General features: G+C 76.5%; 13 protein-coding genes and 1 pseudogene. 11 read left to right on the top strand and 3 right to left on the bottom strand.

The genetic code is table 11. From position 1 onward, the window contains the following. Window positions 1–36 precede the first annotated feature (36 nt). Entirely contained in the window at window positions 37–852 is an 816-nt protein-coding gene (locus ACGF07_RS27380) for a TetR/AcrR family transcriptional regulator (protein ID WP_392902904.1), read from the top strand. Here ACGF07_RS27380 and ACGF07_RS27375 read toward each other — a convergent pair. Then, the gene (locus ACGF07_RS27375; RefSeq protein ID WP_392902902.1) at window positions 849–1046 is read right to left on the bottom strand and encodes a hypothetical protein; all 198 of its coding nucleotides are present in this window, start codon (window positions 1044–1046) and stop codon (window positions 849–851) included. The two genes, ACGF07_RS27380 and ACGF07_RS27375, sit on opposite strands and share 4 nt — an antisense overlap. 162 nt (window positions 1047–1208) lie before the next feature. On the opposite strand from ACGF07_RS27375, the gene ACGF07_RS27370 reads away from it, so the two are divergent. From ACGF07_RS27370 to ACGF07_RS27345, 6 genes and pseudogenes are all read left to right on the top strand, one after another. Then, window positions 1209–2576, top strand: a complete 1368-nt coding sequence (locus tag ACGF07_RS27370; RefSeq protein ID WP_392902901.1) for a D-alanyl-D-alanine carboxypeptidase family protein — start codon at window positions 1209–1211, stop codon at window positions 2574–2576. Between the two features lie 30 nt (window positions 2577–2606). Beyond that, entirely contained in the window at window positions 2607–3017 is a 411-nt protein-coding gene (locus ACGF07_RS27365; RefSeq protein ID WP_392902900.1) for a PPOX class F420-dependent oxidoreductase, read from the top strand. A gap of 59 nt (window positions 3018–3076) precedes the next feature. After that, window positions 3077–3478, top strand: a complete 402-nt coding sequence (locus tag ACGF07_RS27360; protein ID WP_392902899.1) for an NTP pyrophosphohydrolase — start codon at window positions 3077–3079, stop codon at window positions 3476–3478. 213 nt (window positions 3479–3691) lie between these two features. Further along, complete coding sequence (locus tag ACGF07_RS27355; protein WP_350738357.1) at window positions 3692–3841, top strand: hypothetical protein; 150 nt, start codon at window positions 3692–3694, stop codon at window positions 3839–3841. Beyond that, window positions 3838–6111 (top strand): annotated as a pseudogene (locus ACGF07_RS27350) (heavy metal translocating P-type ATPase); the annotation flags it as partial. The gene ACGF07_RS27355 and the pseudogene ACGF07_RS27350, both read left to right, overlap by 4 nt. 114 nt (window positions 6112–6225) lie before the next feature. Further along, a complete protein-coding gene (locus tag ACGF07_RS27345) occupies window positions 6226–6711 on the top strand; it encodes a copper chaperone PCu(A)C (RefSeq protein WP_392903041.1) in 486 nt (161 codons plus the stop codon). Window positions 6712–7066: 355 nt separating this feature from the next. Here ACGF07_RS27345 and ACGF07_RS27340 read toward each other — a convergent pair whose 3' ends face one another. Next, on the bottom strand, window positions 7067–7924 hold the full coding sequence (locus ACGF07_RS27340) for a universal stress protein (RefSeq protein WP_392902897.1): 858 nt from the start codon (window positions 7922–7924) through the stop codon (window positions 7067–7069). 462 nt (window positions 7925–8386) lie between these two features. On the opposite strand from ACGF07_RS27340, the gene ACGF07_RS27335 reads away from it, so the two are divergent. After that, window positions 8387–10090 (top strand): GAF domain-containing protein, encoded by a 1704-nt coding sequence (locus ACGF07_RS27335; protein WP_392903038.1) that lies wholly within the window; start codon window positions 8387–8389, stop codon window positions 10088–10090. Between the two features lie 121 nt (window positions 10091–10211). Here ACGF07_RS27335 and ACGF07_RS27330 read toward each other — a convergent pair whose 3' ends face one another. After that, window positions 10212–10943, bottom strand: coding sequence for a class I SAM-dependent methyltransferase (locus tag ACGF07_RS27330; RefSeq protein WP_392902894.1), 732 nt, complete (start codon window positions 10941–10943; stop codon window positions 10212–10214). Between the two features lie 229 nt (window positions 10944–11172). On the opposite strand from ACGF07_RS27330, the gene ACGF07_RS27325 reads away from it, so the two are divergent. From ACGF07_RS27325 to ACGF07_RS27315, 3 genes are read left to right on the top strand one after another with little or no spacing between them, the layout of a single operon-like run. After that, window positions 11173–12810, top strand: a complete 1638-nt coding sequence (locus ACGF07_RS27325) for an AMP-binding protein (RefSeq protein WP_392902891.1) — start codon at window positions 11173–11175, stop codon at window positions 12808–12810. Further along, window positions 12800–13042, top strand: a complete 243-nt coding sequence (locus ACGF07_RS27320; RefSeq protein ID WP_350738373.1) for a phosphopantetheine-binding protein — start codon at window positions 12800–12802, stop codon at window positions 13040–13042. The genes ACGF07_RS27325 and ACGF07_RS27320 overlap by 11 nt, the downstream gene beginning before the upstream one ends. Further along, complete coding sequence (locus ACGF07_RS27315; protein ID WP_392902888.1) at window positions 13039–14397, top strand: flavin monoamine oxidase family protein; 1359 nt, start codon at window positions 13039–13041, stop codon at window positions 14395–14397. The genes ACGF07_RS27320 and ACGF07_RS27315 overlap by 4 nt, the downstream gene beginning before the upstream one ends. Window positions 14398–14622 lie beyond the last annotated feature (225 nt).

Below are 14622 nucleotides of genomic sequence, written 5' to 3'. Positions count from 1 at the left end.
CTTGGTGAGGATACTTTACGCCATAAGGAGATCTGGATGACCGTCTACGCCGGGCAGGGCGACCCCCGCCGCTCGCTCACCCTGCTCTGGGGAGCGCCCGAGGAGGCGCGCGCCGGGCGGAGCGGCCCCAAACCGGGCCTGAGTGTGGACGCGATCGTGTCCGCCGGAATCGCCGTGGCGGATGCCGACGGCATGGCCGCACTGTCCATGCGCGCCGTGGGCGAACGGCTCGGCCGCACCGCGATGGCGCTCTACACGTACGTCCCCGGGAAAGCCGAACTGCTGGACCTGATGCACGACCGCGCACTCGCCGAACTGCCCGGCGGAGCAACGGCGTTCGACGACTGGCGGGCGGCCGTCACCAACTGGGCGGAGCAGCTGTACGACTGCTACCTGCGCCACCCCTGGATGCTCCAGGTCTCGCAGGCGCGCCCCGTCCTCGGCCCCGCGGAACTGGCGGCGATGGAGCGCCTGTTGACCGCGCTCCAACCGGCCGCGCTTTCACCGGAGCGGCTGCGCGGGGCGGTCGCCGCGCTCTGGCAGTTCGTCCGCGGCACGGCCGCCGCCACCGCCGACGCCCGCGGCGCGGCAGCCGCCACCGGCATCGCGGACGAGGACTGGTGGGCCGCCCGCTCGGCCCGACTCGCCGAGCTCGCACCGGACTTCCCCGAGCGCTTCCCCCTGCTGACCGCGTTGCAGAGCGCCACCGGCGGAGCCCCCGAGGACAGCGGCCGGGAGGTCTTCCGCACCGGGCTCGCGGTGCTGCTCGACGGCGTGGCGGCCGGAGCCTCGGGCCAGGGCGCCCGGGACAGGGCCCCGGACACAACCCCGGACAGCCCGGACACGGCCTAATCCTGGCGGGCCGCCGGGATCGACAGCAGCACGCCGAGCACCAGCAGGGCCGCGTACCCCACCGTCTCGTGGCCGGTCGGCACCAGGAGGCGGACGAAGCCGAACAGTCGGAAGCCCCCGAGGCGGTCGGCCAGCAGGCCGGAGCCGCCGCCGAGGATCAGCACGAAACCGAGGTAGCCGAGCAGGGTCTTCATGGCACCGAGCCTAGGAACTCCGCCCCCGCCGGTTCATCCGACTTTCGGCGTGGACCGGGGACACCAAAGTCGCGGGCGCCGCTCCCCGCGCTCCCCGGTGCGGTTTCTCCGGACGGAGCAGCAGGCGCGGCGGGCCGACGCCGGCGCCGGTACGTTCGCGGTGTGCAGTCAAAGCGCGTGCAGCAGAAGTCACTTTCCGTCACCGGGATGGCCGCCGCCTCCGCGGCCTCCGCCCTGGTGCTCGCCGTCGCGGCCCCCGCCGCGTTCGGCGGCGGCGGAGGTCTCGGCAGCCCCGCCGCCTCCGGCAGCTCCGCCCGGGACGCCTCCGGCGTCGTCGGCGGCGAGCGCCTCGGCCGGTCGGACGTCCAGGTCGCGCCGCTGACCGGTGCGCCCGCCCTGCCCGCCGGGCTGAGCGGCCGGTCCTGGCTGGTCGCCGACGCGAACACCGGCGAGGTGCTCGCCGCCCGCGACCCCCACCGGCCGCTGCCGCCGGCCAGCACCCTCAAGATGCTGTTCGCGGACACCGTGCTGCCCAAGCTCGACCGCTCGCTGGAGCACAAGGTCACCGCCGCCGAGCTGGCCGACCTCGGCGCCGGCAGCAGCCTGGTCGGCGTCAAGGAGAACCTGCCGTACCGGGTCGAGGACCTCTGGCGGGGCGTCTTCCTCAGCTCCGGCAACGACGCCGTGCACGTCCTGGCGAACATGAACGGGGGCGTCCGGCAGACCGTCGTCGAGATGCAGGCCCGCGCGCAGTCCCTCCAGGCGAAGGACACCAAGGTCGTCTCCCCCGACGGCTACGACATGGACGGGCAGGTCTCCTCGGCCTACGACCTGACCCTGTTCGCCCGCGCCGGGCTGCGCAACGCCGACTTCCGTTCGTACTGCTCCACCCGCACCGCGCGCTTCCCCGGCGGTGTGGACAAGACCACCGGCCAGCGCACCTCCTTCGACATCGCCAACACCGACCGGCTGCTCGGCAAGTACCCCGGCCTGATCGGCGTCAAGAACGGCTACACCACCAACGCGGGCGCCACCTTCACCGGCGCCGCCGAACGCAACGGACGCACCCTGCTGGTGACGGTGATGCACCCGGAGGCGCAGGGCACCGTCTACGACGAGGCCGCCAGCCTGCTGGACTGGGGCTTCGCCGCGGCCGGGAAGGTCCAGCCGGTCGGGCGGCTGGTCGATGACCTCGGCGCCCCGAAGGCCGGCTCCCCCGGCGCCTCGCCCGGTGCCGCGGAAGCCGAGGCCGACGCCCAGGTGCCGCCGTGGGCCCGCACGCCCGTGCTGCACAGCGGGCCAGGCCTCGCCCCCGTCCTCTGGTCGGCCGGCCTCCTCGGTGCCGTCCTCGCCGCCTGGGGCACCGCCCGCGCCGCCCGCCACCGCAGCCGCACCGCACCGGCGGCCGGGGCGGCCCCCACCGGCGGCGCCGTCGCGATCGGCCACACCGGTGTCAGCGGCCGCCGCAGCCGCCGCCTGTCCCGCCGAGTCCGCGCCCTCCTGCACGGCCGCCCCCGCCGCAGGCACTGACCCGCGGGCCTCTCCCTCTACACTCGGGCCATGACCACGCCCGACCCCGCCGCCGCGGACCGGCTCGCCCGGATCGTCAGCCTCTCCTCCGGGAGCTATCTGCTCGTCACCACCTACCGGAAGGACGGCACCGCGGTGCCGACCCCGGTCTGGGTGGTGCGCGACGGGGACGCGCTCGGCATCTGGACCGTCGCGGACTCCTGGAAGGTCAAGCGGATCCGCAAGCGCGCGGACGTCCTGGTCGGCCCGTGCGACGTCAAGGGACGGCCGACCGGCCGCCAGCACCCGGCGACCGCCGAGATCCTCGGCCCCGAACGCACCGCCGCCTACCGCACCCTGCTGCGGCAGAAGTACGGCCTGCTCGGCGTGCTCACCCTGCTCGGCAGCCGGCTGCGCCGGGGCGAGCGCGGGACCGTCGGCATCCGCATCACCCTGGCCTGACCGGGCCCGGCACCCGCCCGCACTGCCGAGCGGCGGGCGAGCTGGCAGGCTTGGCGGTCATGGAAGAGAACGAGGCCGCGCCGCCGCCCCTCCTGGTGGTGGACGGCGCGAACGTGGTCGGGTCGGTGCCCGACGGCTGGTGGCGCGACCGGCTCGGCGCCGCCGAGCGGCTGCGGGACTCCCTGGTCCCGTTCGCCGCCCGGGGCCTGCCCGAGCTGCCCGGCCCGGTGGAGGTGGTCCTGGTGGTGGAGGGCGCCGCCCGGGGCGTGGCCGCCCTGCCCAAGGTGCGGGTGGTCGCGGCGAGCGGCAGCGGGGACGACCGGATCGTGGAGCTGGTCCGCGCGGCCCGCGCCGAACACCCGCAGCGGCCCTGCCTGGTCGTCACCGCCGACCGCGAACTCCGCTCCCGCGTCGGCGCGCTGGGCGCAGCCGTGGCCGGCCCGCGCAGTGTGCGGCCCTGACCCCGGTTCCTCGTCCGCTGCAGCGTCGCCCGCGTGGCGTGTCGACCCTTCCGTGCGGTGTCCTGCACGCGAGGTGATCGCACGGCGGGGCTGACCGACAGTGGCGGGTGTCACCTCGGGAATCCCCGGACGCACGGGAACCACGCGCGATCTCCGCCCGACTGCTGGGGGGTGAGTGCGAAATCGCCGGGTGTCCGGCCGTCGAGTGTGCTGGTGGGGTTCGCCCTGCTGCTGGTGGTGGTGTTCGCGGTGGCGTACGGGGTGGGCCGGCAGGCGGGGCCGGTGGCGCCCGGGCTGCGGCCGAGCGGCGGGGGCGGTGCCTCGCCGGGCGCGGGTGGGCACGACATGGGCGGGATGCGGTGAGCCGGGTCACGGAGGCGGGCGCCGTGGTGTCCACCGATCTGGCGGTCGGCGGGATGACCTGCGCGGCGTGCGTGAGCCGGGTGGAGAAGCGGCTGGCCCGGATCGACGGGGTCACCGCGGGGGTGAACCTGGCCACCGGCCGCGCCCGGGTGCTGCACCCGGCCGGGGTGTCCGTCGCCGACCTCGTGGCCGCGGTCGAACGGGCAGGCTACACCGCGGAGTTGGCCCCCGAGGAGCCGTCCGCCGGGCCGCCCGGGGAGGAGCCGGACGAGCGCCGCCGCCTGCTGGTGACCGCACTGGCGGCCGTCCCGGTGCTGGTGGTGTCGATGGTGCCCGCGGCGCAGTTCACCGGCTGGCAGTGGGTGTGCTTCCTGCTGGCCCTCCCGGTGGTGACCTGGGGTTCGGCCGGGTTCCACCGCCGGGCCTGGCAGGGGTTGCGGCACGCCGCCGCGACCATGGACACCCTGGTCAGCCTGGGGGTGCTGGCCTCCTTCGGGTGGTCCGCGTACGCGCTGCTCCTCGGCGGGGCCGGGCGGTCGGGCATGCGGATGCCCTTCTCACTCACCGCCGACGGCGCCGGCACCGCGCACGTCTACCTGGAGGCGGCGGTTGGTGTGCCGCTGTTCGTGCTGGCCGGGCGACTGCTGGAGGGCCGGGTGCGGCGGCGCAGCGGCTCCGCGCTGCGGGCGCTGGCCGAGCTGGGCGCCAAGCAGGTGTGCGTCCGGGCGGCGGACGGCGAGGAACGGCTCATTCCGATCGAACGGCTGCTGCCCGGGCAGGAGTTCGTGGTGCGCCCGGGCGAGCGGGTGGCCACCGACGGCGTGGTGGTCGAGGGCGGTTCGGCACTGGACCTGAGCCTGTTGACCGGCGAGAGCGTGCCGGTCGAGGTCGGCCCGGGCGACCGGGTGGCGGGGGCGACGGTGAACGTCGGCGGCGCGCTGGTGGTCCGGGCGACGGCGGTCGGGGCGGACACCCAACTGGCCCGGATCACCGCACTGGTGGCGGACGCCCAGGCCGGCAAGGCGCGCGCCCAGCGGTTGGCGGACGCGGTGGCCGGGGTGTTCGTGCCCTGCGTGCTGACGGTCGCGGTCTGCGTGCTGGGCTTCTGGCTGGGGGCCGGCGCGGCCCCGCAGGCGGCGGTCACGGCTGCGGTCGCGGTGCTGGTGGTCGCCTGCCCGTGCGCGCTGGGCCTGGCGACCCCGACCGCGCTGCTCGCGGCGACCGGACGCGGCGCCGAACTGGGGGTGCTGGTGCGCGGTCCGGAGGTGCTGGAGGGCCTGCGCCGGGTGGACACCGTGGTGTTGGACAAGACCGGCACCCTCACCACCGGGCGGATGGAGGTCGCCGCGGTGACGCCGGCCCGCGGCCCGGCCGACGGGACGCCCGCAGGGCTCGCGCGGGACCGGGTGCTGCGGCTGGCCGGGGCGGTCGAGCACCGCTCGGAGCACCCGATCGGACGGGCCGTCGCGGCCGCCGCCCGGGAACGCTGCGGCGGGGCCCTGCCGAGGGTGGACGGTTTCGCCGCGACCGCCGGCCTCGGGGTGTCCGGCACGGTCGACGGCCACGCCGTCCGGGTCGTGCGACCGGACGCGGCCGTGCTGCCGCCGGAGCTGGCCGAGGCGGTGACGGCCGCCGGGGACGCGGGCCGCACCGCCGTACTGGTGGAGGTGGACGGGCGGCCCGCGGCCGTCCTGGCGGTCGGCGACACGGTCCGCTCGGGCAGTTGGCGGGCCCTCCACCGGCTGCGCGGGATGGGCCTGGAGACCGTCCTGCTGACCGGCGACGGCCCGGGCGCGGCCCACGCGGTGGCGGCCGAGCTGGGCATCGGGCGGGTGTACTCCTCGGCCTCCCCCGAGCGCAAGGCCGAGGTGGTCGCCGAACTGCGCTCCGCGGGGCGGACGGTGGCGGTGGTCGGCGACGGCGTCAACGACGCGGTCGCACTGGCCTCGGCTGACCTCGGGGTGGCGCTGGCCTCCGGCAGCGACGCCGCGATCGGCGCCGCCGGGCTGACCCTGGTGCGCGGGGACATCGAGGCGGTGGTGGACGCCGTCCGGCTGGCCCGGCGCACCCTGGCCACGATCCGGACCAACCTCCTGTGGGCCTTCGGCTACAACCTGGTGCTCATCCCGCTGGCGGCCGTCGGGCTGCTGAACCCGATGCTGGCCGCGCTCGCGATGTCGCTGAGCTCGCTGCTGGTGGTGGGCAACAGCCTCCGGCTGCGCACCTGGCAGCCGGGGCGCGGCGGCCACGGCGCCGGGGCGCGGCGGCCACGGCGCCGGGGCGGCGTACGGCCACCGCGGCGGCGGCCGGAACGGACGGCCCGACCGCCGCACCGGCGGCCGTCCGGGCGGACGGCGTGGCGGGCGGAACGAGGGGGCGCGGCGATGAGGCGGCCTGAGCGGCTCGGGGTGGTCGGCCCACCGGTCGGCGCGGCGGCGCTCGCGCTGGCCCTGCTCACCGGCTGGACGGCGGTCGGCGGGGCCGGCGGCCCCCGGCCGGTGGAGGCCGACGCCGGCTGGGTGCTCCTGCCGGCGGTGGACGCGGCCTCCGCCACGACGGCCTTCTTCACGGTCCGCAACCCGGGCGACACCCCCGACGAACTGATCGGTGCCGCCTGGGAGTTCGGCGGCCCGATCACCCTGAAGCGGCACCTCCACCAGGGCGCGGCAGGCCGCTGGGAACCGGTCGCCGCGCTGCCGGTGCCCGCCCGGGGCGAGCTGGCGATGTCCCCCGAGGACGCCGATCTGATGATCACCGCCCCGCCGCCGCTGCGGACCGGCCAGTGGGTGGGCTTCACCCTCACCTTCCGGCACAGCCCGCCGCTGCGGCTGGTCGCCCGGGTGCTGCCCCCGGGGGCGCGGCCGCACTGAGGCAGCGTGCCGAAGCGGCCCGGATGAACCTCGGCGGGACGGCGGCCGTGGAAATCATTGGTGGGCGGCCCGTTGTGGGGCGCGGCCGCGCACCACTCCCTGCGGGCGGGCTGCCGGCCGCCCCGCCGAGGGTGCACCCGGCCGACCGCCCGGGGCGCGGCGGTCCGGGGCGGCCGGCAGGCCGCCGCAGTGCAGGCCTCCGGGGCGGCAGGACACCCGGCCGTGCGCCGACAGGCGCCGGTCTGCCCGGCGCCACTCCGTGCCGCCCCCGCGCTGTGCGCCGTCCCTCGCCTTCTCGCCGTCCCTCGCCGCAGCGCGTCGGTCGTACGTCGGTCGTGCGTCAGGCGGTCGTGCGTCAGGCGTGCGGAACGACCGCGACCGGCGCCTCGGCGTGGTGCAGCACCGCGTGCGCGGTGCGGCCGAGCCGGGGGCCGAGCTCGACGGCACGCCCGCGCCGGCCGACCACGACCAGGGCGGCCCCGGCGGAGGTCTCGACCAGGCCCCGGGCGGCGCCCAGCCGGACGTCCTCGACCACCTCGACCTCGGGGTGCCGCTCGCGCTGCCCGGCCAGGGCGAGCGACAGCAGCTTCGCCTCCAGCGCCTCCAGCTGCGCGACCTCACCCGCCGGAACGGCACCGCCCGCGTAGCCGAACAGCGGCGGGAGGTCCCAGCCGTGCACCGCCCGCAGCCGGGCACCACGCAACGCCGCCTCGCGGAAGGCGAAGGCCAGGACCTCCTCCTCGGCGCCGTGGGCGTCCACCCCGACCACCACCTCGCCGGAGCCCGGCCGGTCCGCGGCGGGCTCGCGCACCACCACGACGGGCGTCGCGCTGCGTCCGGCCACCGCCATGCTCACCGAGCCGAGCAGCAGCCCGCTGAAGCCGCCGAGGCCGCGCGAGCCGAGCACCAGCAGGTCGGCGTCCTCGGCCGCCGCCACCAGCCCGTCCACCGGGGCGTCCAGGACGGTGTCGGTGTGCACGGTCAGCCGCGGGTGCTGCGCGCGGACCTCCTCGGCGGCCGCCGCCAGGGTGCGCTGGGCGGCCTCCGGGAGGTCGTCCGGCTCGGCGAAGGAGGCCACGCCGTCGGTCAGCCACGGCCAGGCGTGCACCAGCCGCAACGACGCCCCGCGCCGCACGGCCTCCTCGGCGGCCCAACGGGCGGCGGCCGTGCTGGTGGGCGAGCCGTCGATCCCGGCCGCAACGGTTGACGTCATGAGCGTTCCTCCACTGTGTCGGCGCCGGGACGGTGCGCTCGGACGACCGTCCGTTCCTGCCCCACCCTGTGGTCCGGACCCGCACTCCGCCACAGGCCGCAAGCCCCCCGTCCGCGGGACGAAGGACCCGTCCGGTCCGCACCCTACGCGACCCCGGCCGCTGACCGGCCGACGCCGGGCACTAGCGTGTGAACGGGCGTCAGCGCTGGTCGAACGGCGCCGGATCCGGTCCGGCCGACACCGGCGGGCGGCCGGACGGCCTGGCGCCGGACGGTTGGGCGCCGGACGGTCGGGGGTGGCCGGGGTCCTCGGCGGGTCGGGGTGGCGTCGCGCGGTCGGAAGGTCCGACGGTCCGGCACGGTCCGGCACGGTCCGGCGGTCGGACGATCCGGCGACCGCACGGGAACGAGGAGGGCAGCGGTGGGCGGAGCGGACGGCGGTGCGGTGGGCGGCGGGGCGCGGATGCCCCGACTGCGCCTGGACGAGCTGCTGGAGGAGCTCCAGTGGCGGATCGACGCGGCACGCGGGACGCAGGACCGGGTGCACCACCTGCTGGAGGCGGTGCTCGCGGTCGGCCGTGAGCTGGACCTCGCCCAGGCGCTGCACCGGATCGTGGCGGCCGCGGCCGACCTGGTGGACGCCCGCTACGGCGCGCTGGGGGTGATCGGGCCGGACGGGCACTCGCTGTCGCAGTTCCTCACGGTGGGCCTTTCCGAGGCCGAGATCGCCGAGATCGGCGCCCCGCCGTCCGGCCGGGGCATCCTCGGCGAGCTGATCCACCGTCCGCAGCCGCTGCGCTGCCCGGTGCTGTCCGACCACCCGGCCTCGGTCGGCTTCCCGGCGAACCACCCGCCGATGCACACCTTCCTGGGGGTGCCGGTGCGGGTGCGCGGCGAGGTGTTCGGCCACCTCTACCTGACCGACAAGCGCGGCGGGTTGGACTTCGACGAGGACGACGAGGCGGTGATCGCCACCCTGGCGGTCGCGGCCGGGGTGGCGATCGACAACGCCCGGCTGTACGAGGAGGCGCAGCTGCGCCAGCGCTGGCTGCGGGCGAGCACCGAGATCACCCGCAGCCTGCTGTCGGGCGCACCGCGGCTCGAGGTGGTCGAGCTGATCGCCCGGCGGGCCCGGGAGATCGCGGGCGCCGAGCTCGCGGACGTCTCGGTGGCGCTGGCCGGCCCGCGGGAGCGGGCCGAGGAGCTCACGGTGGAGGTCGCGCTCGGCGGCGCGCCGGACGCCCGGCTGGGGGTGACGGTACCGGTCGACGGCACCCTGTCCGGCGCCGCGTACGTCTCGGGTTCGCCGGTCACCAGTGACGAGCTGGCCTGCGACGCCCGTTACCCGGCCGGTCCGGCGGGCCGCTTCGACGGGCTGGGCCCGGCCGTCGCGGTACCGCTGGGCACCGGCCCCGGGTACGGGCGCGGAGTGCTGCTGCTGGCCCGGGCGCAGGGGCGGCCCGCCTTCGGGCCGGAGGAGACCGGCCCGCTGCTGGGCTTCGCCGACCAGGCGGCGCTGGCCCTGGAGCTGGCCGAACGGCGGCGCGACGCCGAGCAGTTGACCCTGCTGGAGGAGCGCGACCGGATCGCCCGGGACCTGCACGACCTGGCCATCCAGCGGCTGTTCGCCACCGGGATGACCCTGCAGAGCGCGGGCCGGCTGATCGACAGCCCGGCCGCCGCGGACCGGGTGGCCCGGGCGGTCGCGGACCTGGACGAGACCATCAAGATCATCCGTTCGACGATCTTCGGCCTGCGCGCCCATGGCGAGCCGGACCGCGGCCTGCGCGCCCGCGCCACCCGGGTCGTCACCGAGGCGCAGGGGCCGCTCGGCTTCGCGCCCCGCCTGAGCATGGAGGGCCTGCTCGACACCGACGTGTCCCGGGAACTGGCCGAGCACGTGGTGGCCGTCCTCGCCGAGGCGCTCAGCAACGCCGCCCGGCACGCCCGCGCCACCCGGGTCGAGGTGTCCCTGCGGACCCTGGCCGGGCAGGTGGTGCTCACGGTGACCGACGACGGGGTGGGCGTGCCGGAGGGCGGCCGGCGCAGCGGCCTGCGCAACCTCGCCGAGCGCGCCGAGCGCGTCGGCGGCGCCTTCACCCTCGGCCCGGCGGACGGCGGGGGCGGCGGGACCCGGCTGGTCTGGGAGGCGCCGCTCGGGACCTGACCGGCCGGGCTCCACCACCCCGGGGAACCGTCCGCGCGCCAGGCGACCCTCCGCGACCCGGGCGACCACCGGGGCCCGGGGCGGGCCCGCACCGCCCGGCCCGGGGCACCTCGGAGCGCGCTCAGGCCCGGAACGCCAGCAGGCGGTAGTGCGGGTCCGGGCGCGGCCGGTCCTGGTCCGGCAGGGCCGCCAGCGCCCGTACGGTGGCGGCCGCGTCGCCGGGGTCGGCGCACCACGGGATGCGGCCCCGTTCGACGGCCTGCCGCCACGCACGCGGACTGCGGCCCTGCCCGGCACCGCGGAAGGCCGTCGCTCCGGCGGGGCGCAGGCCGAGGTCGGCCGCCTGCCGCGCCAGCCGCTCGGCGGCGTCCGTCACCTGCGGCGCGTACCGCCGGCGCAGCGGTGCCGTGACGTCGGCGAGGTCGCTCGGCTCGGTGAAGCAGGCGTCGTCCTTGTCCACCGTGGTGATCAGCACTCCGCCGGGCCGCAGCACCCGGCGGGCCTCGGCCAGGGCGGGTGCGGCCTCCGGCAGCAGGTGGAGCAGCCAGACCAGCAGTACGGCGTCCACGCCGCCGTCCCGGACCGGCAGTCGGGTGGCGTCGCCGCGGACCACCGCGCCCGGGAGGCGCTGCTCCGCGAGGCGCAGCATGGCGGGCGAGCGGTCGACGCCCAGGACGGCCCGGCCCGGCCTGCGCAGCCGCGCGGTCACGATGCCCGTCCCGCACGCGACGTCCACCACCGTCCCGGTCTCCGCCGGGAGCAGCCGCTCGACGGCCTCCGCGGCGGCTGCCGCTCGTGGTTCGCCCCCGCGCGAGGCGTCGTACTCCCGCGCCTCGGCGTCGTAGTCGAGCATCCGCCCTCCTGTTCCGACGGACAGTCAAGCGAACCCCCGGGCGGTCGGGCAAGCGTTCGGAGCGGATCCGTCGCGGAACGGATCGACGGGACCGCCGGAGTCGAGCCGACGGACCGTCAGAACGCCACGCTCGCACCGTCCCTACCCGAACGACCGGACTCCCGGGCGCGGTTCACAGTTCCACCACGGACCCTTGGAAGAACAGCCTCAACATCCATTGTCGCCACGCATGTTCGAAGGTAGAGTCGCCGTTCGCCGAGCACGGATGGGCAGTTCTCAGCGCTCTCAGCGGCCATTTGGGGCGGGCATGTCAAACAATCGCGGTTCCCTTCAGGTCGCTCCCGACCTACTTGACGTGTTCAGTGATATCGCACGTCGAAATCCCCGTCGTCCGGCGATCGTCCACAACGGACACGCCCTGAGTTACCGCCGGCTCCAGGAGTCGGCGAACGCCCTGGCCACGCGCCTGGGCCCGGATCCCGGCACGGTCGCCGTACCGGCGGTCCACGCGCCGGAAACCGTGGTCGCACTCCTCGGCGTGCTGGCCGCGGGCGGCACCTACTGCCCCGTCGACCCGGTATTCCCGGCGGCCCGCCGACACGCCATGGCGGCGGCCGCACAGTGCCGAACCGCGTTGTCCGGAAGGTCCGGCGACGTACTCGGACTGAACGCCCGTTCAGTGGAGTTACCGGCACCGGCGGAATTCCCCGACGACCCTCCGGGAAGTCCCCCGCCGGACCCGGCCGGGGCGAGTCCGGAACGGCCGGCCCACATTCTCTTCACCTCGGGTTCGACCGGGCAGCCGAAACCCGTCGTGACACCCCGCGGGGCCGTCTCGGTCACCGCGCGCGCCCTGGGCGCGCTGTTCCACCTCACCCCCGAGGACCGGGTGCTCCAGTTCGCCTCGCTCAACTGGGACACCTGCTTCGAGGAGATCCTTCCGACGCTCACCACGGGCGCGACCCTCGTCCTGGACCGGGACGCGCACAGCGGCTCGTTCCCCCGCTTCCTGCGGCTGGTGGAACGCGAGCGGATCACCGTGCTGGACATGCCGACCGCCTTCTGGCACGAACTGGTCCACCACCTCGTCGAATCGGGGGACCGCCTCCCCTCCTGCCTGCGCCTGCTGGTGATCGGCGGGGAGGCGGCCGGCCCGGCCCGGCTGGCCGACTGGGCCCGGCTGCCGACCGGGGGCATCCGGCTGCTGAACACCTACGGCTGCACCGAGACCACCCAGATCACCCACGCCGTGGACCTCGCCGGCCCGCTCGCGCCCGGGCGGACCTGGGACGGCACCGCCCCCGCGCCGATCGGGCACGCCCTGCCGCACGTCGTCGAACTCCTCGAGGCGGACGGCGAACTGCTGGTCGGCGGCCCGGCCCTCGCGCTCGGCTACCTCGGCCTGCCCGAGGCGACGGCGACGCGCTTCGTCACCCGGGACGGCCGACGGTACTTCCGCACCGGGGACCGGATGAGCCGCGACCCGGACGGACTGCTCACCCACCGGGGCCGGCTGGACGGCGAGTTGAAGGTCCGCGGCATCCGGGTGGACCCGGCCGAGGTCGAGGCGCACCTCACCGGCCACCCCGGCGTCACCGCGGCCGCCGTCACCGGCACCACCGCAGCCGGGCGCACCACCCTGGTCGCCTACGTGGTGGCGCACCCCCGCACGCCCGCCGGGCAGTTGGACCGCGACCTGCTGGCCTACCTGCGGGCCCGGGTCCCCGGCCACCTCGTGCCCGGCCGGATCACCGTCGTGCCCAGGCTGGTGCACACCCCGAGCGGAAAGATCGACCGGGCCGGCTGCCACCTGCGCTACGCGGCGACCGCCCCCGACAGGTCGAAGGAGACCTCCCTTGAGCACTGACCTCACCACCCCCGCCACGGCACGGGCGCTGGTCGCCCTCTTCCGACGCGTCCTGGAACGCGAGGACGTCGCCGACGACGCCGACTTCTTCGACCTCGGCGGCGACTCCCTGCTCGCCACCCGGGTGCTGAGCGCCGTCGCCCGCACCCACGGCGTCGAGCTGACCTTCGACGACTTCCTGCTCGCGCCCACCCCGGTCGCCCTCGCACAGCGCATCGCGGCCGCCGCATGAGCGAGGACCAAAGACGCAGCGCACTCGTGGTCGGCGCCGGCCTGGCCGGGCTCACCGCGGCGACCGGACTGACCGCCCGGGGATTCGACGTCACCGTCCTTGAAGCCCGCGACCGGGTCGGCGGACGCACCCGCGGCATCGAGGCCGCCCCCGGCACCTGGGTCGACGCCGGCGCCGCCTACCTCGGCGACCAGCACACCGAACTGGCCGCCCTGCTGGCCGAGTCGGGCCTCAAGACCACCCCCACCACGATGCTCGGCGCCAGCCGGTTCGCCCTCCGCACCGGCGCGCCGGACGGCGGGGAGGACGAGGCCGCCACCCGGGACGGCCGGTTCCCCCCGCTCAACGCCGTCGCGCTCGGCGACCTGTTCGATCGACTCGCCGAACTCACCGCCGCCGTACGGCCGCAGGCCCCCTGGCTGACGCCGGACGCCGAACGGCTGGACGCCCTGACCGCCGCCGAATGGGCCGACCGGCACCTCAGCCACCCGGACGCCAGGCTCTTCTTCCCGCTCTTCCTCGGCGAGATGTGCGCCGCCGACCCCGCCGACATCTCCGTCCTGCACCTCGCCTTCTACCTGCGCTCCGGCGGCGGCCTGCGCTACCTCAACGCCTTCGCCGGCGGCGCCCAGCAGGACCGTGTCGACGGCGGCGCCCACCAGCTGTGCGAGCGGCTCGCCGAACGGCTGGGCGACCGCGTACGGCTCGGCGAGCAGGTCCGGGCCGTCCACCAGGACGACCGGGCGGTGACCGCCCGCACCGACCGGGGCGCGTACCGGGCGGACGTCGCGGTGGTGGCGCTGCCCCCGCTGCTCGCCGACGCGATCGCGTACCGGCCCGCCCTGCCGGCGCCCCGGGCCGGCGAGCGCAGTGCCCGCGGCTGCGCCGTCAAGGTCCACCTGGTCTACCCGGCGCCGCTCTGGCGCGACCACGGCCTCTCCGGCTGGTCCGTCAACGCCCGGGGCCCGCTGCTGTCCACCGTGGACGACTCCCCCGCGGCCGGGGTCGGCGTCCTGACCGGCTTCGTCACCGGCGCCGAGGCCCACCGCTTCGCCGCGCTCACCGCTCGGCAGCAGCGGGCCGAGGCGCTCGCCCAGGCCGCGCGGCTGTTCCCGATGCTCCCCGAGCCGTCCGGCTTCCACGTCACCGACTGGCTCAACGACCCGTTCAGCCAGGGCTGTTACGCCGCCCTGATGGGCCCGGGCGACTGGACGCGGCTCGGCCCGACGCTGACCGAGCCGCACCGGCGGGTGCACTGGGCCGGCACCGAGACCAGCACCGCGTACTTCGGTCTGATGGAGGGCGCGATCCGCTCCGGCCACCGGGTCGTCGCCGAGATCCTCGACCGCCCCTAGCCCGGGCCGCCCCCTTCCTCGGCCCCCGCCCGACTCTTCTCTCCCCCGCCCGACGCCGACAGGCGCGGGCACACCCCCTCACCGCTCCCCAGGCGCCGGTTCCACGAGGACCAGCGCCCGGCACCCCACGTCCGGAGTCTCAATGACGAAGTCAACCCGCCTGCGCGACCGGAGCGGGGGTGAAGACCCTGTTGTCGCGCAGGAGCGCCCACAGGACGCTCACCC

The sequence above is a fragment of the Kitasatospora sp. NPDC048194 genome (genome assembly GCF_043202455.1).
Taxonomy (GTDB): Bacteria; Actinomycetota; Actinomycetes; order Streptomycetales; family Streptomycetaceae; genus Kitasatospora.
Note: the sequence above shows the minus strand (reverse complement) of the source record. Positions and strands in the feature narration are given on the sequence as shown.

What these genes read in the sequence shown, in the direction of transcription:
- ACGF07_RS27360 (WP_392902899.1), top strand. Translation starts at nt 3,077, where the DNA reads ATGGAAGAGAACGAGGCCGCGCCGCCGCCCCTCCTGGTGGTGGACGGC.
- ACGF07_RS27325 (WP_392902891.1), top strand. Translation starts at nt 11,173, where the DNA reads ATGTTCGAAGGTAGAGTCGCCGTTCGCCGAGCACGGATGGGCAGTTCT.
- ACGF07_RS27380 (WP_392902904.1), top strand. Translation starts at nt 37, where the DNA reads ATGACCGTCTACGCCGGGCAGGGCGACCCCCGCCGCTCGCTCACCCTG.
- ACGF07_RS27375 (WP_392902902.1), bottom strand. Translation starts at nt 1,046, where the DNA reads ATGAAGACCCTGCTCGGCTACCTCGGTTTCGTGCTGATCCTCGGCGGC.
- ACGF07_RS27345 (WP_392903041.1), top strand. Translation starts at nt 6,226, where the DNA reads ATGAGGCGGCCTGAGCGGCTCGGGGTGGTCGGCCCACCGGTCGGCGCG.
- ACGF07_RS27335 (WP_392903038.1), top strand. Translation starts at nt 8,387, where the DNA reads ATGCCCCGACTGCGCCTGGACGAGCTGCTGGAGGAGCTCCAGTGGCGG.
- ACGF07_RS27315 (WP_392902888.1), top strand. Translation starts at nt 13,039, where the DNA reads ATGAGCGAGGACCAAAGACGCAGCGCACTCGTGGTCGGCGCCGGCCTG.
- ACGF07_RS27330 (WP_392902894.1), bottom strand. Translation starts at nt 10,943, where the DNA reads ATGCTCGACTACGACGCCGAGGCGCGGGAGTACGACGCCTCGCGCGGG.
- ACGF07_RS27365 (WP_392902900.1), top strand. Translation starts at nt 2,607, where the DNA reads ATGACCACGCCCGACCCCGCCGCCGCGGACCGGCTCGCCCGGATCGTC.
- ACGF07_RS27340 (WP_392902897.1), bottom strand. Translation starts at nt 7,924, where the DNA reads ATGACGTCAACCGTTGCGGCCGGGATCGACGGCTCGCCCACCAGCACG.